The organism is Burkholderia sp. FW306-1C-G01B (genome assembly GCF_058781685.1).
The window spans coordinates 221,497-244,722 of the sequence record NZ_JBYSWZ010000009.1 but is presented as its reverse complement, the minus strand read 5'-3'; the positions used below and the strand labels follow the sequence as shown (position 1 = coordinate 244,722).

The window sequence follows — 23,226 nt, the reverse complement described above, 5'->3', positions numbered from 1 at the left end:
CCGGACCGCCACAATCAGTTTGGCTTCGGCTTAAGCGGGAATATGTCAGCTCATTCTCTCGACTGCGTTCGCTTGGGTCTGCAATCCAAGATTGGTCGCTCGTCAATGAAGTCCGGCCACAGCTGCAATTTCAGGCAAATGCCGGCTGGTTCTTGACACTCGGGCGTTCCCGCATTCTCTTGTACCAGGCGAGAAGGGCTTCACACTCGGTGGGAACGGGCAGCTTCACGATCGACGCGAAGACCAGGCCGCCGATGACGGTGATGTCGGCCATCGAGAACGCATCCCCGCCGACAAATGGCTGCTTTTTCAGGACGTCATTGAAGTACTGCATGCCCCTCAGGGCTTTGTCACGCTGACGAAATCCCCATTCGGAGTTCTGATAGCGCTCGACTTCGGGCCCGAGCCCGGGCGTGGCGTGGTGGAAATAGACACTGATGGCGTCGAGCAATTCCAGCTCGGCGCGCTTGCTCATCATGTGGATCACACCCTTTTCGCGCGGCGTGCTACCGGTAAGCGTGGGTACGCCATCGAGCGTGTCGAGGTATTCGGTAATGGCGGTGCACTCGGCAATACAGGTTCCGTCATCCAGTTCAAGCACCGGTAGCGTGCCGGAGTAGTTCTTGTTGGCGATGAACCCAGGCCTTTTGTGCTCGCCCTTGTAGAGATCGACCAAGACGTACTGGACGCGCGATTGCAGGCTCTTCTCGGCCAGAGCGATACGGACTCGTGTCGGATAAGGGCCCGTGGGGAAATCGTAAATCGTCATCGTAGCCAGTTTGCTTACGTCGAATTCGCGGGTGTCGGAAGCCATGGTTCGCCTATCAGGATGGGTGAAGCGTTTGAAATTAGATAGGGCCGAACCGTTTGATACGACCCTACCTGCCACTTGGTAGGTTTACGTTAGACGCTATAATGTGCTTGGTCAACACGTATTTTTCTTAAGCGAGGCAAGCAGTGAGGAACGAAGCCAGTTCGAATTCAAGGGAAAACATCCTCGCGGCAGCCAAGCTGGCTGCGCAGTCGCATGGCTACGACGGTCTGAATTTTCGTGATCTCGCGTTAGCGGTCGGTATCAAGGCAGCCAGCATTCACCATCACTTTCCCACGAAGGCCGATCTTGGCGCGGCGGTAGCAAGGCGCTACTGGGAGGACTCGGCGGCCACTCTGGACGCACTGTGGACTGAATCCTCGGATCCGATCGACTGTCTGCGCCGCTATCCAGAGACGTTTCGCAAGGCGCTGGAGAACGGTAATCGTATCTGCCTCTGCAGTTTCATGGCCGCCGAATCTGATGACTTGCCCGAAGCGGTGACGAAAGAAGTCCAAACCTTTGCAGATGTGAATATTGCGTGGTTGAGCAAAGTGCTGTCGGCCACGGCCAGCGCCGAGGACAGCGAGGGGCGTGCTCGCGCTATCTTCGCAGCCGTCGCTGGCGCGCAACTCATCGCCAGAAGTCGCGCGGATATCTCTGTCTATGACGGGCTAATTGAAAGCTATCGTGTTGCTGGTCTTTTGCCGGCATAGCAGTAGAAAAAAGTGGGGTATCAGAATTTCCGTGTTCAAGGCGGGTTGAGAATCACACGGACGGACGAACGAAACGATCGGCGTAGAGGATCGCGAATTGGTTCATGGCCGCCTTCCAGTCCTTGGCTGCGCGTCCCCAATCAGCGGTGATATTGCGCAGTGCCAGCCAGATGAGTTTCGTCGCTGCGTCATCTGTCGCGAAGTGTCCCCGCGTCTTGATGATCTTGCGCAGTTGCGAGTTGATATTCTCGATGGCGTTCGTAGTGTATATAACCTTGCGTATCTCAGGCGGAAACGCAAAGAACGGAATCACGCGGTCCCAGGCATTGCGCCAGGCTGTGCTGACGGGCGGGAATCTCTGGCCCCAGGGCCCTTCGGCAAACGCCTCAAGTTCGGCCTGAGCCGCCTCCGAGCTGGGTGCCGTATAGATCGGCTTGATCGCGGCGGCCAATCCCTTGCGATCCTTCCAGCTCGCGTAATCGAGGCTGTTGCGGATCAGATGGACGACGCAGGTTTGCAGCGTGGTCGCCGGGAACACCGCAGCCAGCGCCTCGGGCATGCCTTTGAGGCCGTCGGTTACGGCGATCAGGACATCGTGGATGCCACGCGTCTTCAGGTCGTTGAACACCTTCATCCAGAACTTGGCACCCTCGGTGTTTTCAATCCACAGGCCGAGGATGTCGCGCGAACCATCGGGCAGCACGCCCAGCGCCAGATAAACCGCCTTGTTGCGAACCACAGCGTCTTCGCGGATCTTGACCCGCAACGCATCGAAGAATACGACTGGATACATCGGCTCGAGCGGCCGGGCCTGCCAGGCAGTGACCTCGGCCATCACCTCGTCGGTCACGGAGCTGATGAAGTCGGGCGAGACCTCGGTGCCGTATTGCTCAAGCAGAAAGCCTTGAATCTCGCATACCGTCATCCCCCGGGCATACATAGCAACGATCTTGTCGCCGAAACCGGTGAAGCGTCGTCCGTGCTTGGGAATCAGCAACGGTTCGAAGCTGCCGTTGCGGTCACGCGGGACCTCGATGCGTATCGGTCCATCTTCGGTCAGGGTCGTCTTGGCGCCTTTACCATTGCGCTGGTTCCCCCGTATTGGCTGACTTGGCAGCACCGGGCGGATAGCCGAGATGATGATTCATCTCGCCACCCAGCGCCTGCTCGATCAGCGCCTTCTTGAGCGCCATCGTCGCGGCGTTGATGGCCTCGGCCGTCATCGGACCATTGCCGAACTGTTCAAGCAGCTCGGTGGGAATCGCCGGCAGCGTTGCCGGCGGTGTTTTCGGTTTGCGTGGCATACGTTCTCCTTGGGAACATCATATGCCTCGAACACGAAATTGCTGACAGGCCCGCGCTTTCCGACTGCGGATTCAACCGGTCGATGCAGCATGACACTTGCACGGACGCGACTCATCACGCTATTTCTTCTTCGACACAATCGCCGCCAACTTTGGCCAACGCATTCAGCAACCCTGTTCGCAGCGTGATCAACGCGAGACTCTTTGCGTCGAGTTCGGCGAGTTTTGCTTGCAGGCACGCGACCTTTTGGTCAACGCCGAACGTCGGACTTTCCCATACATGGACAACGTCGCGAATTTCCGCCAGCGTGAAGCCCAACGCCTTCGCGTGGACGATCAGCCTTATCCGCTGTAACGAAAGTTCTGAATAGCGCTTGTAAGTGTTCGTCGCGTTAGGTTGTGTTGCTTTGTCCAGCAGACCCATGCGCTCGTAGTAACGGACGGTGTCGCGCGATACACCCGCCCGCTTGCATAGCTCGCCGATGCGCATGCTGCCTCCAATCAATGTCGTGGAGCGTCATTTACGCTTGACCGTTGCCTATAGTCAACGGTTTAGAGTGCAAACTCCCGTTCCACTCCATCAGCAAGCTATGAGTAAATCTTTCGATTTTGGCGGAAAAACAGCACTCGTCACCGGTGCATCGTCGGGTATCGGGCGCGCGTTTGCCTATGCGTTGGCCGAACGCGGTGCGAGACTCCTGCTGGTCGCACGCTCTCACGACAAGCTGCGCGATCTGGCCGCAGAACTGCGGCGCGACTATGCGTGCGACGCCGATTTTCTGACGGTCGACCTGAGCGCGGCCGACGCCGTCGACACGATCGATCGTCATCTGAAGGAGACCGGCACGTTCGTCGATGTGCTGATCAACAATGCGGGCTTCGCAGCATACGGGCGCTTTGAAACGATTCCGTTGACGCGCCAGCGCGATGAAGTTCTGGTGAACTGCATCGCCGCGCTCGAGCTGACTCATCTTCTGCTGCCGGGGATGCAAGCGCGATCCGGTGGCGCAGTCATCAACGTCGCGTCAACCGCGGCATTCCAGCCCGATCCGTATATGGCCGTCTACGGCGCGACGAAGGCCTTTCTCCTGTCATTTTCGGAAGCTGTTTGGGCTGAGAACCGGCATCGGGGCATCCGGGTCGTCGCGCTATGTCCTGGCGCGACGCAAACGGCCTTTTTCGACGTTGTCGGCGCGAAGGAGGCTGCTGTCGGCGTGCCGATGCCGGTCGCGAACGTGGTGCGGGATGCGTTGTGGGCGCTCGATCGCAATCTGAGCTACCGGGTTGTGGGGGCGCGAAATCGACTGCTGGCGAACTTGCAGAGACTACTGAGCCGTCATATGTCGGCCCGGCTCGTTGAAAAAATCCTTCGGCCAAGAGAAGATCCGGATTTCGCGGCAACAGATCTCAAGGCTTAGGGCTGCGCCGTTTCCGGATGGTAGTCTCTCGACGTCGCTATCCGCAGATCGTCTTCGGCGGATAGCGAGCGGCTGCAACCGGCCGAACGCCGACAGTTCGCTCCACGTTCCCCGAAAATTCGAGAAGAACAAAAAAGGCCGACGGGCAGGGTGCCCGTCGGCCTTTTTCGACTGCGCGCGCTGCGCGTTACTTCGCCGCGAGCGCGGTTGCCACGCGTTTGTCGCTCCACGCGTTGTCGGCGACGCTCAGCTTCTGCGGAATCAGCTTCGCCGCGTAGAACGCGTCCGCGACACCCTGCTGAACCGCAACGATCTTCCCGTCGACCGGCACCGCCCCAAACGGCACGCGCTTGATCCACGTCTCGACGAGCGGCAGCGGCAACCCGACCTTCGGCGCGATCAGCGCGGCGGTCTCGGCCGGATGCCCGTTGACCCACAGGCCCGTCTCGCGCGCCTGCTTCAGGATCGCGCCGACCACGTCGGCATGCTGCTCCGCGAAATCGCGCGTCGCCTCGTAGAAGTTGTTCGCCGGCGTGAGGCCCGTGTAGTCGGACAGCGTGCGGATCTTCAGCGAATTCTGTGCGGCCGCGTAATACGGATCCCAGACGGCCCACGCATCGACATTGCCGCTTTCGAATGCGGCGCGCGCGTCGGCGGGCGGCAGGTACACGGGGTGGATCTCGTCGTAGCGCACGCCGGCCTTCTTCAGCGCTTCCAGCAGCAGGTAGTTCGCGCTCGAACCTTTTTGCAGCGCGACCTTCTTGCCGCGCAGCTCGGCGAGCGAGCGGATCGGCGAATCGGCCTTCACGAACACGGCTTCGTTGTGCGGCGACGGCGGTTCCGCGCCGACGTACACGAAGCGCACGCCTGCTGCCTGCGCGAACACGGGCGGCGGCGCGCCCGTGTAGCCGAAGTCGATGCTGTTCGCGTTCAGCGCTTCGAGCAGTTGCGGGCCGGCCGGGAATTCGAACCACTGCACGTTGTAGCCGAGCGGCTTGAGCCGCGCTTCGAGCGAGCCCTGCGCCTTGATGATCGACAGCAGGCCGGCCTTTTGATAGCCGATGCGCACGACCTTGTCGGCGCCGCCCTGCGCGAAGGCCGACGCGGCGGACAGCGCGACGAGCGTGACGGCGGCGGTGCGGGTGATCCAGCGGGTGAAACGAATCATCGAACGGACTCCATGCGAAACGTCTTCGGGAGAGCGGCCGGTGCCGCTCGGTTGGAAGAATCGTCGCATGGGCGGTTGCGCTCGCAAACGAAGCATTGCCGATAAGAATATGACGGCGGCGGCCCTATGCTTTGTCGTCGTCGCCTTGCGTATCGGGCGTGCCGGACTGGCGCGCCGCTTCGTCGCTGAGCTTCTTGTCGAGGATCGTCGCGACGCGGCCGCCGAGATATGCGCCCGCCGCGGCTTCGAGCGCGCGGTTCGTCTCGCCTTCGACGAACACGGCCGCGAGCGGGCGCAGGCGCCAGATCGCGTCGACCAGTTCGGGCACGTCGGTGGCCGGCGGCAGCGTGTCGGCGTCGTAACGGTCGAGCCGCTTCACGACGAGATCGACGAGCAGCCGCGCGATCGCGTCGAAGTGCGGCCGGGCGAGGCTGATCACGTCGAGCAGCTCGCGCGGCGGGATGCCTTCCTTCGTCATCGCGGCCGCCGCTTCGAGCAGTGCCGGGCTCTTCGCGACGAACGACAGGCCGTGCCGTTCGAGCAGCCCGAGCTCGGTCACGCGCGAAAGCTGCGTGGTCGCCTGCGGGCCGAACATCTGCGCGAGCGCGGCGAGCGAATAGGTTTTCGGCAGTTCATGCGACCAGCGCCCGCCGATCGCGTTTTCGAGGCCGAGGATCGAGCGCAGGTCGTGGCCTTCGTCGATCGCCTTGATCAGATCCTGGATGTTCGACAGCGTGTAGCCGCGCGCGAGCAGGTGGTTGATCAGCGTCAGGCGCGCGACGTGCGTGTCGTCGTAGATGCCGACGCGCCCGCGCTTCTCGGGCGGCGCGAGCAAACCGCGATCCTGGTACGCGCGAACGTTGCGCACGGTCGTGTCGGACACGCGCGCCAGTTCGTCGACCGTGTATTCGTTGCGGGAATCCGCCGCGGCCTCGTCGGGGGTGGAATGAGTCTGTTTTGACATGCGGCCATTCTAGCGCGACGCGGCAGGCTCGGGCGAGGCGGGGAGCGTGCGTGCGCCGTCCCCGAGCGGGCGCTGCAGCAGCGCCGTGTCGATCCAGCGGCCGTGCTTGAAGCCGACCGCCTTCAGCGTGCCGGCCGGCTCGAAGCCGAACGCGCGATGTAGCGACGTCGAGCCGCCGGTGCCGCCGTCGGCGATCACCGCGATCATCTGCCGCCACGGGCCGTTCTCGCAGCGCGCGATCAGCGCCGCGAGCAGGGCGCGGCCGATCCCGCGCCCGCGCTGCGCATCGTCGATGTAGATCGAATCCTCGATCGTGAAGCGGTATGCGCTGCGCGTGCGGTACGGCGTCGCGTACGCGTAGCCGGCCACGCGGCCGTCGCATTCGGCGACGAGATACGGCAGCCCGTGGCTCAGCACCGCTTCGCGGCGCGCGCGCAGCTCGGCGGCGTCGGGCGGCGTTTCCTCGAACGACGCGACGCCGTGGCGGACGTGGTGCGCATAGATCGCGTGAATGGAGGTGAGATCGGCTTCGGTCGAATCGCGGACGATGCAGGCGGCTGGCGTATCAGGCATGGTGGCGGGGCGGCAGGGCGGGGATGCGGGCAAACCATGACTATGCGGGCGATTGCCTGGCGCGTAAAGCGGCGGCCGCATTCCGGGCGCCGCGGCGTTCAGTTCGGCGGCCGCTTCTTCTGCGTGTCGCGCGGCAACTCGTCGAAGCGGGCGAAGTAGTACGCGGAAAAGCGGCCGAGGTGCCCGAAGCCGAACGTCAGCGCCGTATCGGTGATGCTGGCCACCGGGTCGGTCAGCAACTGCACGCGCGCGGCGTCCAGCCGGATGTTGCGCAGCAGTTCCATCGGGGTCGCGCCGTGGTAGCGCCGGCACAGCACGTTCAGCGTCCGCAGGCTGACGCCGGCCGCCCTGGCGAGATCTTCGAGCGAGATCGGCGCGCAGAGCCGCGCGTGGATGAATTCGTGCAGCGCATCCATCTGCCGGATGCCGCCACGCGACACGGCTTGCGCCGGCGCGCCGCGCGCTGGCGGCGCCGCGCCGGCATGCACGGCGGCGGGCGACGGCGGGCAATGCACGAGCAGGAACAGCGCGAGGCTTCGTTCGAAATGGTCGCGCCATTCGGCCCGGATGCCGCCGTCGTCGGCGACGGCGAGCACGTTGAGCAGCGACTGCGCGATCAGATCCCATTGCGACGCAAGCGCCGTCGGCAACAGGAATCCCGGCGCGAGGCCGGGCGCCGCGTCGTCGGGCCGGCGGCCGCAGACCGCGCGCATCAGCGAATCGGGCACCTTGACGATCAGTTGCCGGGTGCCGGACCGCCAGCGAAGGCGGACGTGCGACGTCGGCGCCAGCACGGCGGTGCGCCCTTCGGACACGCCCATCACGTGCCCGTCGCACTCGATCTCGGCGCCGCCCGCAAGCGACGTGTGGACGAGCGAAAAGCCGTCGAACGGGCGCGGGGCGACCTCGACTTCGGCGCCGTACTGCAGCGCGTAGACGCTCAGATGATTCAGTTGCCCCTTGAAAAGCGCCGCGTCGGGCACGCCCTGCTTCCAGCGCAGCGCATGCTCGGCCAGCTCCAGCGAGACCTGCTCGTGCGCATCCATGCGCAAGCCGGATCGGAACACGCAATTCCGATATAGCGCGGACAGCACTTCCGCATTCGGGGTGAGGGGCATGGGGGGCGTCTCCTGTGTGGCGCTTTTCGTGCAGCGCATCCAGCGGGCCGCGGATGCGCGTCGTGCCACATCGGTTTCTCTTGTGAGCGAGATATCCTGAAAGGATGATATTGATCTTCGTCAGACTTGTCGAAAGTATCGCAAGAATCGGATAGTCCCGCTCCCGCCAGGGAAAAATCCGGATAGCGCGCGGCCCGCGGTACGCGGCACTAGAAAAAAAGCGGACTGAGTTCGCGAGCCACGTGCAAATTCCGGATAGTGAGAATCATTGTGGCTTCCTACACTGCGCCGGCATCCGGACGGAAAGCGGCGCATTTCACGATGAAATTTCGTACAGCTACTAAATCGATGAGCTGAGCGATCGTATTACTTCGAACGCGTGTGATGCGACGGCTACCGCCGGGCCCGAATCCCCTCTGGAAAAAGGAACGAAGCTCCATGCGTCAAATCAACCTGCAGGCGCTCTCCGACGATGCGCGGCTGGGTCCGCTGCACGGCGTCGTGCTGTTCTGGTGCGCGCTGATCATCGTGTTCGACGGCTACGACCTCGCGGTGGCCGGCATCGCGCTCCCGGCGATCATGAAGGAGATGGGCGTCAATCCGGCGCAGGCCGGCTTCATGGTCAGCTCGGCGCTGTTCGGCATGATGTTCGGCAACATCGTGTTCGGGACCGTCGCCGAGCGGATCGGGCGCCGCTGGGCCATCGCGGCCTGCCTGACGCTGTTCAGCGTCTTTACCGCGGCGGCCGGGCTGGCGCCGACGCCCGCGCTGTTCGGCGCCGCGCGCTTCCTGGCGGGCATCGGCATCGGCGGCGTGATGCCGAACGTGATCGCCCACATGACCGAGTACGCGCCGCGCCGCTTGCGCAGCACGTTGGTGACGCTGATGTTCAGCGGCTATTCGGTCGGCGGCATGCTGGCGGCGGTCATGGGCAAGGGGATGATCGAGGCGTACGGGTGGCAGTCCGTGTTCGTCGCCGCGGGTGCGCCGGTGCTGCTCGTTCCGATGCTCGTGAAATGGATGCCGGAATCGCTGCCGTTTCTGATCCGGCGCGGCAGGACCGACGAGCTCGCGCGCATCGCGCGCCGGCTCGATCCCGCATACCGGCATCAATCGGGCGACTGCTATGTCGTCCCGCGCGAAGGCAACGCCGGCAGCGCGCCGGTTCGCCAGTTGTTCGACGACGGCCGCGGATTCAGCACCGTCATGTTCTGGATCGCCTGCTTCATGTGCCTGTTCATGGTGTATGCGCTCAGCTCGTGGCTGACCCGGTTGATGGCGAGCGCCGGCTACAGCCTCGGCTCCGCGCTGACCTTCGTGCTGGTGCTGAACGCCGGCGCGATGGTCGGCGCGATCGGCGGCGGCTGGATGGCCGATCGCTTTCCGATCAAGAGGGTGCTCGTGTCGATGTATCTGCTTGCCGCGGTGTCGATCACGCTGCTCGGCTACAAGATGCCGACCGCGCTGCTGTTCGTGCTGGTCGGCCTCGCGGGCGCGTCGACGATCGGCACGCAGATCGTCAATTGCGCGTATGCGGGGCAGTTCTATCCGATGGCGATCCGCTCGACCGGCATCGGCTGGACGCTGGGCGTGGGCCGCAGCGGCGCGATCCTGGCGCCGATCGTCATCGGTTTGCTGGTCGGCATCGATCTGCCGCTGGAACAGAACTTCATGGCGATCGGGCTGCCCGCGCTGGCGGCGGCCGTCGCGGTCGGCCTGATCGATCATCGGCGCTCGGCGTCGCATCGCGATCACCCGGCCAGTACCGGCGAGCGTCAGGCGTCGCCTGTCCGGCAGTCCTGAGCGGCGCATCGGCGGGGCGCAGCCAGCCGGGGATCATGGTCGGCCCGCAACGGCGGTTCTGAAGGGGCGGCGGTGTCAGAGCCGCCCGTCCGCCGCGCGCACGGCGTCTGCGATCGCGTCCGCGACGCGCTGCACGCGCGGCGAGCGGCGCACGTCCGGATGGACGACGAGCCAGATCTCGCGCTCGATGTCGCAGCGCGGCGCGGAAGTCAGCTCGACGAGCGGCGCGGGTGCGGACGAGGGTGCCGCACCGGCTGCAGCGAGCGAATCGTCGACGAGAAACCGCGGCAACAGCGCGACCCCCGCGCCGGCGACGCACGCGCGGTGCAGCGCCGCGAGGTCGTTCGCGACGAACGCGAAACGGCGCCCGGCCGCGAAGCGTTCGAGCCATTGCTGCTGCGGCGTCTGCGCGAGCGCGTCGTCGTAGCCGACGAACGGCCAGGTGTCGGGCGGCGCGGCCGCCCATTCCGGCGACGCGCACAGCGCGAAGCGCATCGTGCCGAGCCGGCGTGCGGCGAGCCCCGGCTCGCTCGGCCGCGACAGCCGCACCGCGAGATCGGCTTCGCGCGCATACAGGTTCGCCGCATGCATCTCGCCCATCAGGTCGATCCGCAGCGCCGGCCATGCGCGCTGCGCGCGGGCAAGCCGCGGCGCGAGGAAATGGCTGGCGAACACCGGCGACGCCGACACGCGCACGACGCCGTCGAGCGCTGCCGCGCCCTGCGCGGCGCGCGCGAACGCATGGGCATCGGCTTCGACGCGCGCGGCGTGCTCGGCGAGGTGCAGCCCTTCGTCGGTCGGCGGCCAGCCGCGCGGCAGCCGGTCGAACAGCCGGATGCCGAGCGCGGACTCCAGCGCGTCGATGCGCCGTGCGACCGTCGAATGCTGGACCTGCAGCGCGCGTGCGGCGGCCGACAGGCTGCCGCCGCGCATCACCGCGAGGAAGGTGCGGATGTCGTCCCAGCTCATTGACGGCGCGGACGCGGGTACGGAACCAGGATCGGTCGAATTTTGCACAGTAGTTGGGCGATAAACGGGAATTCCGATCGATTATGCACGATGGGATGATCGTGTCACTTCATTCGATTGCGAGGAACGTCATGACCCAAACTGCCACCGCCATCCGGATCGGGATCGACCGCTACGGCGACGCAGGTGTGCTGCGCCGCGTCGATGCGCCCGTCGCGCCGCCCGGCGCCGGCGAGGTGCGGATTCGCCAGACCGCCGTCGGCGTGAATTTCGTCGACATCTATTTCAGGACGGGGGCGCACGCATTGCCCGCGCTGCCGGACGCGCTCGGCGTCGAGGCGGCCGGCGTGATCGACGCGGTCGGGCCCGGCGTGACGGATCTCGTGCCGGGCCAGCGCGTCGCGTATGCGGGCATGCCGACCGGCAGTTATGCGAGCCTGCGCACGATGCCGGCCGGGCGCGTGCTGCCGATACCCGACGGCCTGAGCGACGACGCGGTCGCCGCCGGGCTGCTGAAAGGGATCACCGTCTATATGCTGTTGCATCGCGTCCGGCAGATCGGCGCCGGCGACTCGGTGCTCGTGCATGCGGCGGCCGGCGGCGTCGGGCTGCTGGCGACGCAGTGGGCGCGCGCGCTCGGCGCGCGGGTGATCGGCACGGTCGGGTCGGCCGCGAAAGCCGCGCTCGTGCGCAGGCATGGTGCCGACGCGGTCGTCGATTATCGCGAGGAGGATTTCGTCGCGGCCGCGCGCGCGTTCGGCGGCGGCGCGGGTGTCGATTACGCGATCGACGGGATCGGCGGCGACGTGCTGACGCGCACGCTCGGCGCGATCCGTCCGTTCGGGATGGTCGCGAGCATCGGGCAGGTTGCCGCGATCGGCACGCGGCAGACGGTCGATCTCGACGAACTGGGGCCGGCCCGCTCGATCGCGCTCGCGCGGCCGAGCGTGCTCGGTTTCATCGCGCGCGACGTCGCGGGGTATCGCGAAGCCGCGCGCGCGACGCTCGAACGGCTGGCGGGCGGAATGCACGTCGAGATCGGCGCGCGGCTGCCGCTCGAACAGGCGGCCGATGCGCACCGGCTGCTGGAGTCGCGCGCGACGACGGGCGCGGTCGTGCTGGTGCCGTAAGGACGGGCCGCTGGGAATGGGGCGCGATACGGGTCGAAGGCCTGAAGGCCGCGGCGCGGCGCGCTTCCAGTGCCGGCCGCGGCGCGGCTCGCATGCCGATCAGTTGTGCTTGCGCAGCGGCGCATCCTCGACGAACCACGCGAGCACGAACGCAATCGCGACCACGGTCGCCGCCGCGAGATACACGACATGCAGCGAGCCCGCGAACGCATGCAGGTACGCGTCGCGCACCGCGTCCGGCAACTGGTGCACGGCACCGGGGCCGAGCGCGGGCGGCAGCTCCGTGCCGGCCGGCAGCGCCTGCAGCATCCGCGCCTGCAGCCCGTGCGAGAACAGCGCGCCGAACGCCGCGACGCCGATCGAGCTGCCGATCGAGCGGAACAGCGTCGCGCCCGATGTCGCGACGCCCATGTGCCGGAACTCGACCGTGTTTTGCACCGCGAGCGTGAGCACGGGCATCACCATCCCGAGGCCGATCCCGAGCAGCGCCATGTACGCGTACATCGTCTGCAGCGGCGTATCGAGCGACAGCGTCGACAGCAGCGCCAGCGCGATCCCGCCGATCAGCGTGCCGGCGATCGGAAACATCCGGTACGAGCCGAACCGCGAGATCAGCCGGCCGCTAATGACCGACATGGCGAGCATCCCGCCCATCATCGGCAGCAACTGCATCCCGGCCTGCGACGGCGTCGAGCCCTTCACGACCTGCAGGTAGAGCGGAATGAACGTGACCGAGCCGAACAGCGCGGTGCCGACCACGAAGCCGATCAGGCTGACCAGCACGAACGTGCGATGGCGGAACAGTTCGAGCGGGACGATCGGCTCGGCCGCGAGCCGTTCTTCGTAGATGAAGCCGCCGATCGCGACGAGGCCGAGCACGAGCGTCATCCACAGTTGCGGCGACGTCCACGGCAGCAGCGAGCCGCCTTCGCTGGTGAACAGGATCACGCAGGTGAGGGCCGTCGCGAGGAACGCGGCGCCCATGTAGTCGATCCGGTGCTTCACGTGCGCGCTGTGCGGCCGGAACGCGATGCCGATCACGGCGAGCGCGAGAAAACCGAGCGGCAGGTTGATCGTGAAGATCCAGCGCCACGACAGATGCTCGACCAGGAAGCCGCCGAGCAGCGGGCCGACGATCGTCGCGAGGCCGTACACGCCGCCGAACATCCCCTGGTAGCGCGCCCGGCGATCGGGCGGGACCAGATCGCCGATCGCGGCCATCGTGACGACCATCAGGCCGCCGCCGCCGAGCCCCTGCAGCGCGCGCAGCACGATCAGCTGCGTCATGTCCTGCGCGACGCCGCACAGCGCGGAACCGGCGAGGAACAGCACGATCGCGGCCTGCAGCACGATCTTGCGGCCGTACAGGTCGCCGAGCTTGCCGTACAGCGGCAGCACGACGGTGGACGACAGCAGGTACGCGGTGACGACCCACGACAACTGGTCGAGCCCGCCGAGCTCGCCGACGATCGTCGGCAGCGCGGTCGACACGATCGTCTGGTCGAGCGCGGACAGCAGCATGACGAGCAGCAGCGCGGCGACGATCAGCCCGGTCGGCGCGTCGCGGCGGGCCGTCTCGGCGGCCGGCGGAGTAAGGAGGGTGTCGGTTGTCATCGAGATATCTGCCATGGCAGGGAATTGGTCGAAATATAACGACCAGTGATTGACTAGTCAATTTCTGCCCAGCCTCGATATGTTGCAGCCGTAACAGGAGATTGCCGGTGCGAAAAATTGATCGGGATCAGACAGAAAGCGGGGCCGGACTCAAGTTTTCTGCAGGCAAACCGTAATCCAGAGTGCCGCGGACCGATTGCCGCGGCACTTTTCATCGCTCACGTCCCGTCATGAACCTGAACGCCCTGTTTTCCCGTTTCTCGATCCGTACGCGGATTTTCTCCACGCTCGGTCTCGTCGCCGCGCTGCTCGTCGTGTCGGGGCTGATCGGCCTCGCCGGCATGCAAAGCTCGAACCGCGCGCTCGACGAGGCCTATACGCAGCAACTGGCGGCGAAGACTGCGTTGTCCGCGGCGAGCCTGAACCTGACGATCGTGCGTACGACGCTCGACCGCGCGCTGCTGCATCCGGAAGCGCCGGAAGTGCCCGATCTCGTCAAGAAGGCCGAGAACTATCTCGCGAAGGCTGACGCCGCGTGGCGCGGCTACGCGGCGATGCCGCACGACGGCGACGAAGGCCCGCTCGCGAGCCGTCTCGACGCCGCGCGCCAGGCGCTGATCGGGCAGGCGCTGAAGCCGCTGATCGACGCGATCCGCGACGGCCGGCGCGACGAGGCCGACCGCTTGCTGATGCAGGTCGCGCCGCCGCTGTCGGTCGCGCTCACGCAGGCGACCGATGCGCTCGATGCTTACCAGGCGGCGCGCGGCAAGGATGTCTACGACACCGCGCAGACCTATTACGGCTGGATGCGCGCCGGCGCGATCGCGGGCATCGCGTTCGGCCTGGCCGCGTGCCTCGGCTGCGCGATCGGCCTGCATTACGCGATCACGCAGCCGGTGAACCGGCTGCTGTCGCATTTCCGCCGACTGTCGGACGGCGACCTGACGTCGGAAGTGCGCTGGTCGTCGCGCGACGAGATGGCCGAACTGGTCGAGGGCGTGACGGGCATGCAGCGCAGCCTCGCGGACACGGTGCGCCAGGTCAGCCAGGGTTCGGAAGCGATCTCGACGGCGACGCACCAGATCGCGGCCGGCAACACCGATCTTTCGCAGCGCACCGAGGAACAGGCGTCCGCGCTGCAGGAGACGGCCGCGAGCATGGAGCAACTGACCGCGACCGTGAAGCAGAACGCCGACCATGCGCTCGAGGCGCAGGCGTGCGCGGACAGCGCGAGCGAGATCGCGACGCGCGGCGCGACGGTGGTCGGCGAGGTGATCGGCACGATGAACGAGATCGACCAGAGCTCGCAGAAGGTCGCCGACATCATCGGCACGATCGAGGGGATCGCGTTCCAGACCAACATCCTCGCGCTGAATGCGGCGGTCGAAGCCGCGCGCGCGGGCGAGCAGGGCCGCGGCTTCGCGGTGGTCGCGGGCGAGGTGCGCACGCTCGCGCAACGCTCGGCGTCCGCCGCGAAGGAGATCCGCACGCTGATCGGCGAATCGGTCGAGCGCGTCGCGAACGGCTCGCGGCTCGTCGGCGTGGCCGGCGCGACGATGCAGGACATCCAGCAGGCGATCGGGCGCGTGACGGGGATCATGACCGAGATCGCGGCCGCGTCGAACGAGCAGCGCGACGGGATCGAGCAGGTGAACCGCGCGGTGTCGCAGATGGATCAGGTGTCGCAGCAGAATGCGGCGCTCGTCGAGCAGGCCGCGGCTGCGGCGTCGTCGCTGGAGGAGCAGGCTGACGGGTTGCGTCGTGCGGTGGGGGCGTTCCGGGTAGCTTGATCGATAACGGGCGGCGACGCGGCGGGCACTCGCCTGCCGGCTGCCCGCCCGTTGCGTCAACCCGCCGCGAGCTGCCCAGCCGCCCGCGACGACGCGACGATCAGCAGCTTCATCGTCGCGCGCGTCGCGCCGACGAACAGCTTGCGCGCAGCACGCGCGTCGAGCGTGTCGAAGTCGACTTCGGTGAGGATCACGCACGGCGCCGACTGGCCCTTGAAGCGGTAGATCGAATCGAGCAGCACATCGCCCTCGCGATATTCGGGGTTGCCGAACAGGTCGTACTTGCCGGTGAAGCTCTTGACCCGGTGCGGGCCGAGCTGGTCGAGCGGCGCGAGCACCGAGCCATCGCGGCCGCGATACGACAGCACCGCGATGTCCTGCTTGCGGAAGCCGAGCGACAGCGCGTGCGTGATCGCGCGCTTGGTCGCGTCGATGCAGGCTTGCGCCAATGCGTCGCCCGACATGCCTACTTCCCCGTATGCCGACACCGACGGATCGGACCCGTCGAACGGGCTGCCCGAGCGCAGCTCGGTCGCAAGCGGCTCGACGCGCCCGACGACGTCGCGCACGAAGTCGAGCAGGTCGCGCGGGCTGCGGTAGTTCGTCAGTGCCTTTAGCGTCACCCAGCCGGGCAGCGCGACGGGCTCGCGCATGTACAGGTTCTGCAGCGGATCTTCGAGCCACCACCACGCGCCGTCCGGCGCCAGCAAACGCTCCAGTGCGGCCGCCCACGGCGCATGGAAATCCTGCCCCTCGTCGACGACCAGCACGTCGAAGCGCCAGCGTTCGGCGATCGGCGCCTGTGCGAAGCGCGCCTCGAGGCGCTCGAATTCGCCGGGCACCTGGAAGTCGGGCGTATAGCCGCCGTCGCGCGCGACCCAGTCGCACAGTTGGTGGTAGTTCGCGATCTTCGCGCCGGGCGGCGCGATGCGCGCGATGTAGTCGGCGAGCGGCCGGTTGAAGCACACGTAGAGCACGCGCTTGCCGGCCGCGACCGCATCGCGCATCGCCTGCACCGCGAGCTGCGTCTTGCCCGAGCCGGCCGTGCCGGTGACGCGCAGCCGGAACGGCGCGAATTCGAGCTGGCGCGCCCACGCGGCGAGGCCGCCCGACAGCCGCGTGACGAGCGTGCCGGCCTGCCCGACGAGCGCGCTCGTGTCAGGCGTGAGCGCGAGCTCGTCCGCGAGGAAATGGTGGAGCTTCGGCGCGTTCGGGAGACGTTCGTCGTCCTCGGGCAGGATCTGCAGGATCACCTGCGCGAGCTGCGCCTTGCGCGACGCGTCGACGATGCGGTCGGCCGCGACGCCGGCGATCGATGCCTGGCGGATCGAGTAGTCGGGGCAGTACAGCAGCGCCTCGACGCCGTAGACGCCCGCGCCGAGCGCGGCTGTCAGGCGCCGGTGCAGCGTTTCCTGCGTGCGCGCGAGCTGGATCGCGACGTTGCGCTCGGTCTGCAGGTAGACCTTCACGAGCCCCTTCGGCGTTTCGCGCAGGAAGCCGGCCTTCTGCTCGATCAGCAGCACGCGGCCGGCGGGGCTCACGACGACGAACGCGGCCTCGCCGAACACCGAGAAGGCCTGGTCGGCGCGCGTCCAGTGCACGCCGTGGTACACGGTGTAGGTGTCGGGCAGCACGTGTTCGAGCGCGGCGAGCGTTTCGCGCTCGCGTTCGGCCGCGCCGGTCGCGGCGAGGCTTTTCCAGTCGTCGGGAATGAGGCGGGCCATGGAGTCGGGCGGCGTAGGCGTGAACAGGTGCGGCTATTGTACTGAGGAACCTGTTCACGGCCGCACGGACGCTGGCCGTCCGGGAGAGGGGCGGAGGCGGGCGGAAGCTACCCGCGCGCGAGCCGTTTCGCGAGATCGGCGCTGAGGATCGCCATGCGCGCGGGTTTTTCGTAGCAGACGACGTCGAACGTGCGGATCACTTCGCTGATGTCGACTTCGCTCGCGCGGCCGGTGAGCAGGTCGCCCGTCAGCACGAAAATCGGCGCGCCCGGGTTGTCGGACGTACGCACCGCCTTGATCGCGGTCGCGGCCGTGCCGTCGTCGAACAGCCATTCGGTGAGCACCGCATCGAAAGCCTGGCCCTGCAGCGCGTCGACGAACGGCGCGAGGCCGTCGAACGCGGCCGTCGCGAAACCTTGCCGTTCGAGATAGCGGCACAGCTCGGTCGCGCTGACGCGATCGGGATCGATCACGGCGACGACGAGCTTGTCGCTCTCCGCGCGGCGCGGATAGATTTCGATCTTGTGCACGTCGTACGCGTTCTGGTACAGCACGCCCGTGTGGCGCAGCACGCGCCAGCGGCCGTTCTGTTCGTACGCGACGAACTCGGGGCGCGCGCCGGCTTCGAGCGGCGCGCCGATCCATGCGGTGCACGGAATCTCGGCGACGCCCGCGTAAAGTACGGCTTCCTGCGAACAGGCGCCGACCATGCCGGGGTCGAGCGTTTGCGCGCCGAACAGCTGGGCGGCGGGTTCGCCGTACGCTTCGGCAACTTTCTTGATCTGCGCGAGCGTCCAGGGGCTGCTGCCGCGCAGTTTGCGGTGGCCTTGCGAGAAACTCAGGTCGAGGATGCGGCACAGCTCGGTGGTCTGCTGGCGCTTGCCGATGCCGTTGCGGGTCATCAGCTCGCGCACGCGCTCGGCGACCGCGAGGGAATCCGTGGTGATTGCTTCAGTGGTCATGCTACGGGAACGGATCGTGACGTTCAGAACGACGCCTTGCGGCAGTCTCGACGGACAGTCTTCATGACGTCCAATGGCGAGCCGACCGGCCACGCGCGGAAAAGATAACTTTACCGCAAAATGGTCGTCATTCAGTGTCGCGAAAGGTGCGTTTGTGTGAAAGGTGTGTCACGACGTTACCGCGAGCGGCCGTATCTCGAATGTATTGACGCCTGACAGGAAGCAATGACGACAACCTATCCGCTGCACGATGCATTGACCCGCGCCGAAACGGCGCTTCCGGCCGAAGCCGACGTCGTGATCGCCGGCGCCGGCATCATGGGCTGCGCGGCCGCGTACTACCTGGGCCTGCGCGGCCTGAAGGCCGTCGTGCTCGACAAGTCGCGCATCGCCGGACAGCAGTCGACACGCGCGTGGGGCTTCGTGCGGCAGCAGGGGCGCGAAGCCGCCGAAGTGCCGCTGATGATGGCCGGCATGCGGATCTGGGAGGGGTTAGAGGAAACCCTCGGTTTCGATCTCGAATGGCGGCAGGGCGGCTGTCTCTATATTGCGGACAACGAAACGGACTGGGCGTCGTTCAACGCGTGGCTCTCCGTCGCGCGCGAGCACGGTCTCGATACGCGCACGCTGACGCGCGCGCAGATCGACGAGCGCGTCAGCGGCCTTTCGCCGCAGGCGCGCACGCTCGGCGGGCTGTATACCGCGACCGACGGGCAGGCCGAGCCGCGCCGCGTGGCCGCGGCGTTCGCCGCGCGTGCAACCGAGGCAGGTGCGCGCTTCTTCGAAGGCTGCGGCGTGACGGCGATCGAGACGGCCGGCGGCGCGGTCGTCGGCGTCGCGACCGAGCGCGGCACGATCCGCACGCGGCGCGTGATCTGCGCGGCCGGCGCGACCAGTTTCAGGCTGCTCGACGGCGTCGGCATCCGGCTGCCGCAGCAGGCCGTGCGCGGCACCTGCATGCGCACCAACGTGGTGCCGCCGGTATCGGCGTCGACGGTGTGGGGGCACGGCCTCGGCATCCGGCAGCGCAAGAACGGCGCGATCAATCTCGCCGACGACATGCAGGTCGACGTCGACCTGACGCTCGGCCACCTGCGCGGGTTGAGCCTGTTCTGGCCGGAGTTCTGGTCGCAGCGCGACAAATTCCGGCTGCACGTGAATTCGGCCGCGTGGCGCGATGTGCTTGCGCGCATCAACGGCGCGGCCGGGCCGATCGAGCCGCGCGATCCGCAGCCGCAGCCGAATCGCGCGCATGCGCCGCGCGCGCTCGCGAAGCTCAAGGCGATCTTCCCCGCGCTGAAGGACGCGCAGATCGTCGAGGCATGGGCCGGCCTGATCGACGTGCTGCCCGACGGCATTCCGGTGATCGATGCGCCGGGCGCGCCGTCGGGGCTCGCGATCGCGACGGGGTTCTGCGGTCACGGTTTCGCGATGGGGCCGATCGTCGGCCGGCTGCTCGCCGAATGGATCGACACGGGTGCGCCGTCGCTCGACCTGTCGGCGTTTCGTGCGCAGCGTTTCGTCGACGGGACGATGGTGCGGCCGCGCAGCATGCTGTAACGGACGAATCGATGCGATGGCGTCGGGCCGGATCGCTGCCTTCCCGTCGTAGAATCGAGCCCGCATCCTTCAGGAGATTCCCCGTTGGCCTCGCCTTCCGCCCAGCGCCGTTCGTTGCGCTCACGCCTGCGTCGCGCCCGCAACCCGTGGCAGGCGCCGCGTGCGCGCATGCTGTTCACGCGTCCCGCGACGTCGCCGCGGCGCACGCTGCTGTTTCGTGTCGGTGCGGTCGCGCTGTTGTGCATGCTCGCGTTCCTCGTGCTGTATCTCGATCGCGACGGCCTGCGCGATTCGACCAAGAGCACGCCGATGACCGTCGCCGATCTCGTGTACTTCACGATGGTCACGGTCGCGACGGTCGGCTACGGCGACATCGTGCCCGTCACCGCGCGCGCCCGCCTGATCGATGCGTTCTTCATCGTGCCGATCCGCATCGTCATCTGGTTCATTTTCCTGGGCACGGCGTATCAGTTCGTGATCCAGCGCGTCATCGAGGAATTCCGCATGAAACGCCTGCAAAAGCAATTGTCCGATCACATCGTCGTGTGCGGTTACGGCCTGTCGGGGTCGATCGCCGTGCGCGAGCTGCTCGAGAGCGGCGTCGATGCCGCGACGATCATCGTGATCGATGCGCAGCAGCAGGCGCTCGAGGCCGCGACGTCGCTCGGCGTGACGGGGCTGCTCGGCGATCCCGCGCACGAGGATCTGCTCCAGCAGGCCCAGGTGCGCGCGGCGAAGGCCGTGATCATCTCGGTGACCGACGATCCGACCGCGATCCTGCTGACGCTGTCGGTGCGCAGCATCGCGCCCGACACGAAGATCGTCGTGCGGATCCAGGAGAACCTGTACCAGCGGCAACTGCGGCAGGCCGGTGCGGACGTGATCGTGTCGTCGACGAAGATCGGCGCGTTGCTGCTCGCGGATGCGGTGCATAGCCGCTATATCGTGCCGTTCGTGAACGACATGCTGTCGACCCGCGGGCGCGCGACGCTGATCGAACGCGAGGCGCTGCCGCACGAGATCGGCTGCATGACGAATGTCGTGCCGGGCGCGATCGTGGTCGGGCTCGATCGCTGCGGGAAGATCCAGTCGTTTTATGAAGATCCGCCATGCCGGATCGAGGCGGGGGACACGCTGGTCGTGATTCAGTCGGCGCGGATTCCGGATCCGGATGCTTGAGGATGTTTGTTTTTGTAGAGCATGGATATTTAGGTATGCGATCCGTTTGCGACGTCCTTGTCTGGAAGTAGGCTTCTTTTAACGCCGCCCCGCGGAGTTCGGGGCCGGCGGGCATCACCCAACGCATGAGTGCAGCGTAGCCGTCGACGGTCGTGGCAAGCGGCAACGTTGCGAACAGCCGGACGAGGTAGCGGTGCGGCTCGACATCGTTCGCTTTGCAGGTATCGACGAGGGAGTACAGGTTGACTGGCCCGCGCGCCGGCGACCGTATCGGAGAACATCGTTTGACGGTGTCAATCACGCTGTTTGAATCGAATTTCAAGTCAATTGCCTGTTATTTATCGCAGGGCTTGTCGAATTGTAATTTCGCCATGCAGGATTGAAAACAAAATCAAATCAAATCCCCTAAATATTGAGTTTAATGTTCGCGCTCGCGCGCGCGACATGAAGATTGTTAATGAGATTGACTTTGAAAACGCTGTGTACTACCTTGTCGTCTCGATGAGTTTGCAGTTCAAGAAGATTTAAAATATCGCCAGAGGGTCGCTTCATTATTGCAATGTTCCGTTGAAGAACTCCCGGAGTCTATCGGTCGGCGTTTTGGTGCGCGCCGTTCTGGTGTGCATTTCCCGTTTTTCAATTCGCTAAACAGTGCAGAGGCCGGTGGCCGGGCAACGCAGTTTGTGGCTTGCTGGTACCGGTTCACTCATAAAAATTATTCAAAAATCAATAATCTGAGAGATATCAAAAGCAAAATTGCCGGGTGATGTGACACTGACATCATCGACAAGCCCGATTCCACGGAGCGCTGGCGAGTGCCTGACGTCTTGCCGGTATCTTGTTTTTGTTGCAAAAACGCTTTTGTCAGGATGCGTCGTAAAACGATCGAATCCGAAATTTTTTTATTGCGCGAAAGTTGCCGGCGCAAAGCAAACAAGGCACCTCTGTATGAGTTGACTTGCGGGGTCGATGCGCCAGTTGCAAATGAATAAGAGATGGAAGGGGCTTTGCACCGATGTGTATTCGTATCCGTGTTCATCGAAATATCCCGTGTTTTTCCGTGGCAGCGAGGCGCCGGGGCGTGCACGGCGTCACCTATGGCCGGATGCACGGGCACCGCGGCGCACATGTCCATTGAACCGAATTTCGGGAAGAGAGGGGCCCAGTGACTCATTCGCTTGATTCATTTGCAGAGCAAAAGCTCGCGGAACTGAGCGCAGCGAACTTGCGTCGCGTCCTCACGGAAACGGATCGAAGTGAAGGGATCTGGATCCGCCGGGACGGACGCCGGTTGCTTTCGTTCTCGTGCAACGACTACCTCAATCTCACCCAGCATCCGGCGGTGAAGGAAGCGGCGATCGCCGCGATTCGCCGCTATGGGGCCGGTGCCGGCGCGTCGCGGCTCGTGACGGGCAATCACCCGTTGTTCGCCGATCTCGAAGCGCGGCTCGCCGGCCTGATGGGCACGGAGGCCGCCTGCGTGTTCGGCTCGGGCTACCTCGCCAACTCGGGCATCGTTCCGGCCCTCGTCGGCAAGGAGGACCTGATCCTCATCGACGAACTGGCGCACGGCTGCCTGTGGGCGGGCGCGCAGTTGTCGCGCGGCCGGACCGTCGCGTTCCGGCATAACGACCTCGCCCACGTCGAGGCGCTGCTGGACGAGCACCGGCGCGCACATGGCAAAGCGATCCTGTTGACCGATGGCGTGTTCTCGCAGGACGGCGACATCGCGCCGCTCGAGGCGCTGGTCGCGCTTGGCGATCGTTTCGACACATGGGTGATGTCCGACGACGCGCACGGCATCGGTGTGGTGGGGCAAGGGCGCGGCGCGACCTTCGCGACCGGGCGCGACGCGCGCGTACCCCTGAAGATGGGCACGCTAGGCAAGGCGGTGGGCAGCTACGGCGGCTACCTTGCGGCGTCGACCCCAGTGATCGACCTGATCCGCAACCGCGCGCGTACCTATGGGCTGACGACGGGCCAACCCCCGGCGACGGTCGCGGCGACCATCGCGTCGCTCGAGATCATCGCGACCGATCCGGCGCTGGTCGGACGGCCGCTCGCGAAAGCGAAGGCGTTCGCGGCGTCGCTGGGCATCCCGGAGCCGCAGACGCCGATCGTGCCGATCATCATCGGCGACGAGAGGGCCACGCTGGACGCATCGCGCATGCTTGCCGACGAAGGCTTCTTCGTGACCGCGATCCGTCCGCCCACGGTGCCGCGCGGCACGGCCCGCCTGCGCGTCCTGATCACCGCGGGCCATCCCGACGACGAGATCGAGCGCCTCGCGACGGTGATCCGGCAGCGCGTTGCGCGCGCGGACGCGCCGGCCGGCAGCTGATCATCCGCAGTCGTGCGTGCGGCGGGCGCGGCGCGCCCGGCAGTGCTGCTTCCTGTCGGCCGCCTCGGGGTCGCGTGGAGCG

The 23,226-nt window shown here is 66.1% G+C and carries 19 protein-coding genes and 2 pseudogenes; 8 read left to right on the top strand and 13 right to left on the bottom strand.

All coding sequences use genetic code 11. The annotated features are described in order from the left end of the window. Window positions 1–130: 130 nt before the first annotated feature. Window positions 131–814 carry a glutathione S-transferase gene (locus AC3WLY_RS19800; RefSeq protein WP_492310392.1) on the bottom strand — a complete coding sequence of 228 codons (684 nt, stop codon included), beginning with the start codon at window positions 812–814 and terminating at the stop codon, window positions 131–133. Window positions 815–957: 143 nt separating this feature from the next. Here AC3WLY_RS19800 and AC3WLY_RS19795 point away from each other — a divergent pair, with 143 nt between their 5' ends. Next, a complete protein-coding gene (locus AC3WLY_RS19795; RefSeq protein WP_072443294.1) occupies window positions 958–1,527 on the top strand; it encodes a TetR/AcrR family transcriptional regulator in 570 nt (189 codons plus the stop codon). Between the two features lie 52 nt (window positions 1,528–1,579). Here AC3WLY_RS19795 and AC3WLY_RS19790 read toward each other — a convergent pair. Further along, a pseudogene (locus tag AC3WLY_RS19790) lies at window positions 1,580–2,831 on the bottom strand (IS256 family transposase). Between the two features lie 115 nt (window positions 2,832–2,946). After that, window positions 2,947–3,321 (bottom strand): heavy metal-responsive transcriptional regulator, encoded by a 375-nt coding sequence (locus AC3WLY_RS19785; protein ID WP_072443292.1) that lies wholly within the window; start codon window positions 3,319–3,321, stop codon window positions 2,947–2,949. 100 nt (window positions 3,322–3,421) lie between these two features. On the opposite strand from AC3WLY_RS19785, the gene AC3WLY_RS19780 reads away from it, so the two are divergent. Next, on the top strand, window positions 3,422–4,249 hold the full coding sequence (locus AC3WLY_RS19780) for an SDR family NAD(P)-dependent oxidoreductase (protein ID WP_425132467.1): 828 nt from the start codon (window positions 3,422–3,424) through the stop codon (window positions 4,247–4,249). A gap of 187 nt (window positions 4,250–4,436) precedes the next feature. Here the strand turns inward: AC3WLY_RS19780 and AC3WLY_RS19775 are convergent, their stop codons facing one another. The 4 genes from AC3WLY_RS19775 to AC3WLY_RS19760 all read right to left on the bottom strand — a co-directional run bounded on the left by AC3WLY_RS19775 (window position 4,437) and on the right by AC3WLY_RS19760 (window position 8,072). Next, window positions 4,437–5,417 carry a sulfonate ABC transporter substrate-binding protein gene (locus AC3WLY_RS19775; RefSeq protein ID WP_175959353.1) on the bottom strand — a complete coding sequence of 327 codons (981 nt, stop codon included), beginning with the start codon at window positions 5,415–5,417 and terminating at the stop codon, window positions 4,437–4,439. Between the two features lie 124 nt (window positions 5,418–5,541). Then, window positions 5,542–6,381 carry a MerR family transcriptional regulator gene (locus tag AC3WLY_RS19770; protein WP_492310391.1) on the bottom strand — a complete coding sequence of 280 codons (840 nt, stop codon included), beginning with the start codon at window positions 6,379–6,381 and terminating at the stop codon, window positions 5,542–5,544. A 9-nt stretch (window positions 6,382–6,390) separates the two neighbouring features. Next, the gene (locus AC3WLY_RS19765) at window positions 6,391–6,954 is read right to left on the bottom strand and encodes a GNAT family N-acetyltransferase (RefSeq protein WP_492310390.1); all 564 of its coding nucleotides are present in this window, start codon (window positions 6,952–6,954) and stop codon (window positions 6,391–6,393) included. 98 nt (window positions 6,955–7,052) lie between these two features. Further along, window positions 7,053–8,072 (bottom strand): AraC family transcriptional regulator, encoded by a 1,020-nt coding sequence (locus AC3WLY_RS19760; RefSeq protein ID WP_175959350.1) that lies wholly within the window; start codon window positions 8,070–8,072, stop codon window positions 7,053–7,055. A 438-nt stretch (window positions 8,073–8,510) separates the two neighbouring features. On the opposite strand from AC3WLY_RS19760, the gene AC3WLY_RS19755 reads away from it, so the two are divergent. Continuing rightward, window positions 8,511–9,875, top strand: coding sequence for an MFS transporter (locus AC3WLY_RS19755; RefSeq protein WP_310137375.1), 1,365 nt, complete (start codon window positions 8,511–8,513; stop codon window positions 9,873–9,875). A 75-nt stretch (window positions 9,876–9,950) separates the two neighbouring features. Here the strand turns inward: AC3WLY_RS19755 and AC3WLY_RS19750 are convergent, their stop codons facing one another. After that, window positions 9,951–10,844 (bottom strand): LysR family transcriptional regulator, encoded by an 894-nt coding sequence (locus AC3WLY_RS19750; protein WP_492310389.1) that lies wholly within the window; start codon window positions 10,842–10,844, stop codon window positions 9,951–9,953. Window positions 10,845–10,975: 131 nt separating this feature from the next. On the opposite strand from AC3WLY_RS19750, the gene AC3WLY_RS19745 reads away from it, so the two are divergent. Then, complete coding sequence (locus AC3WLY_RS19745) at window positions 10,976–11,974, top strand: quinone oxidoreductase family protein (protein ID WP_492310388.1); 999 nt, start codon at window positions 10,976–10,978, stop codon at window positions 11,972–11,974. Window positions 11,975–12,073: 99 nt separating this feature from the next. On the opposite strand, the gene AC3WLY_RS19740 is transcribed toward AC3WLY_RS19745, so the two are convergent. Next, window positions 12,074–13,588, bottom strand: a complete 1,515-nt coding sequence (locus tag AC3WLY_RS19740) for an MDR family MFS transporter (protein WP_492310387.1) — start codon at window positions 13,586–13,588, stop codon at window positions 12,074–12,076. Window positions 13,589–13,818: 230 nt separating this feature from the next. Between AC3WLY_RS19740 and AC3WLY_RS19735 the strand changes: the two genes are divergently transcribed. Beyond that, entirely contained in the window at window positions 13,819–15,378 is a 1,560-nt protein-coding gene (locus tag AC3WLY_RS19735) for a methyl-accepting chemotaxis protein (RefSeq protein ID WP_492310386.1), read from the top strand. Between the two features lie 56 nt (window positions 15,379–15,434). Here AC3WLY_RS19735 and AC3WLY_RS19730 read toward each other — a convergent pair whose 3' ends face one another. Continuing rightward, window positions 15,435–17,102: an ATP-binding domain-containing protein gene (locus AC3WLY_RS19730; RefSeq protein WP_492310385.1), complete on the bottom strand. Its 1,668-nt coding sequence runs from the start codon at window positions 17,100–17,102 to the stop codon at window positions 15,435–15,437. Window positions 17,103–17,209: 107 nt separating this feature from the next. Next, window positions 17,210–18,064 carry a helix-turn-helix domain-containing protein gene (locus AC3WLY_RS19725; RefSeq protein WP_072443244.1) on the bottom strand — a complete coding sequence of 285 codons (855 nt, stop codon included), beginning with the start codon at window positions 18,062–18,064 and terminating at the stop codon, window positions 17,210–17,212. 225 nt (window positions 18,065–18,289) lie between these two features. On the opposite strand from AC3WLY_RS19725, the gene AC3WLY_RS19720 reads away from it, so the two are divergent. Beyond that, window positions 18,290–19,624, top strand: a complete 1,335-nt coding sequence (locus AC3WLY_RS19720) for an NAD(P)/FAD-dependent oxidoreductase (protein ID WP_492310384.1) — start codon at window positions 18,290–18,292, stop codon at window positions 19,622–19,624. Window positions 19,625–19,708: 84 nt separating this feature from the next. Then, a complete protein-coding gene (locus AC3WLY_RS19715; RefSeq protein ID WP_072443240.1) occupies window positions 19,709–20,803 on the top strand; it encodes a potassium channel family protein in 1,095 nt (364 codons plus the stop codon). 103 nt (window positions 20,804–20,906) lie between these two features. On the opposite strand, the pseudogene AC3WLY_RS19710 reads toward AC3WLY_RS19715, so the two are convergent. Together AC3WLY_RS19710 and AC3WLY_RS19705 are read right to left on the bottom strand one after the other, a co-directional pair. Beyond that, window positions 20,907–21,084, bottom strand: a pseudogene (locus AC3WLY_RS19710) (transposase domain-containing protein); the annotation flags it as partial. A 434-nt stretch (window positions 21,085–21,518) separates the two neighbouring features. Continuing rightward, window positions 21,519–21,977 (bottom strand): hypothetical protein, encoded by a 459-nt coding sequence (locus AC3WLY_RS19705; protein WP_310137396.1) that lies wholly within the window; start codon window positions 21,975–21,977, stop codon window positions 21,519–21,521. 117 nt (window positions 21,978–22,094) lie between these two features. On the opposite strand from AC3WLY_RS19705, the gene AC3WLY_RS19700 reads away from it, so the two are divergent. Continuing rightward, entirely contained in the window at window positions 22,095–23,144 is a 1,050-nt protein-coding gene (locus tag AC3WLY_RS19700) for an aminotransferase class I/II-fold pyridoxal phosphate-dependent enzyme (RefSeq protein WP_492310383.1), read from the top strand. Window positions 23,145–23,226: the final 82 nt, after the last annotated feature.

Bases quoted from the DNA above. Each gene is read 5' to 3' on its own strand.
- AC3WLY_RS19755 (WP_310137375.1), top strand. From the start codon at position 8,511: ATGCGTCAAATCAACCTGCAGGCGCTCTCCGACGATGCGCGGCTGGGT.
- AC3WLY_RS19720 (WP_492310384.1), top strand. From the start codon at position 18,290: ATGACGACAACCTATCCGCTGCACGATGCATTGACCCGCGCCGAAACG.
- AC3WLY_RS19725 (WP_072443244.1), bottom strand. From the start codon at position 18,064: ATGACCACTGAAGCAATCACCACGGATTCCCTCGCGGTCGCCGAGCGC.
- AC3WLY_RS19740 (WP_492310387.1), bottom strand. From the start codon at position 13,588: ATGACAACCGACACCCTCCTTACTCCGCCGGCCGCCGAGACGGCCCGC.
- AC3WLY_RS19745 (WP_492310388.1), top strand. From the start codon at position 10,976: ATGACCCAAACTGCCACCGCCATCCGGATCGGGATCGACCGCTACGGC.
- AC3WLY_RS19760 (WP_175959350.1), bottom strand. From the start codon at position 8,072: ATGCCCCTCACCCCGAATGCGGAAGTGCTGTCCGCGCTATATCGGAAT.
- AC3WLY_RS19705 (WP_310137396.1), bottom strand. From the start codon at position 21,977: ATGAGTCACTGGGCCCCTCTCTTCCCGAAATTCGGTTCAATGGACATG.
- AC3WLY_RS19780 (WP_425132467.1), top strand. From the start codon at position 3,422: ATGAGTAAATCTTTCGATTTTGGCGGAAAAACAGCACTCGTCACCGGT.
- AC3WLY_RS19770 (WP_492310391.1), bottom strand. From the start codon at position 6,381: ATGTCAAAACAGACTCATTCCACCCCCGACGAGGCCGCGGCGGATTCC.
- AC3WLY_RS19775 (WP_175959353.1), bottom strand. From the start codon at position 5,417: ATGATTCGTTTCACCCGCTGGATCACCCGCACCGCCGCCGTCACGCTC.
- AC3WLY_RS19730 (WP_492310385.1), bottom strand. From the start codon at position 17,102: ATGGCCCGCCTCATTCCCGACGACTGGAAAAGCCTCGCCGCGACCGGC.
- AC3WLY_RS19785 (WP_072443292.1), bottom strand. From the start codon at position 3,321: ATGCGCATCGGCGAGCTATGCAAGCGGGCGGGTGTATCGCGCGACACC.
- AC3WLY_RS19750 (WP_492310389.1), bottom strand. From the start codon at position 10,844: ATGAGCTGGGACGACATCCGCACCTTCCTCGCGGTGATGCGCGGCGGC.
- AC3WLY_RS19800 (WP_492310392.1), bottom strand. From the start codon at position 814: ATGGCTTCCGACACCCGCGAATTCGACGTAAGCAAACTGGCTACGATG.
- AC3WLY_RS19765 (WP_492310390.1), bottom strand. From the start codon at position 6,954: ATGCCTGATACGCCAGCCGCCTGCATCGTCCGCGATTCGACCGAAGCC.
- AC3WLY_RS19735 (WP_492310386.1), top strand. From the start codon at position 13,819: ATGAACCTGAACGCCCTGTTTTCCCGTTTCTCGATCCGTACGCGGATT.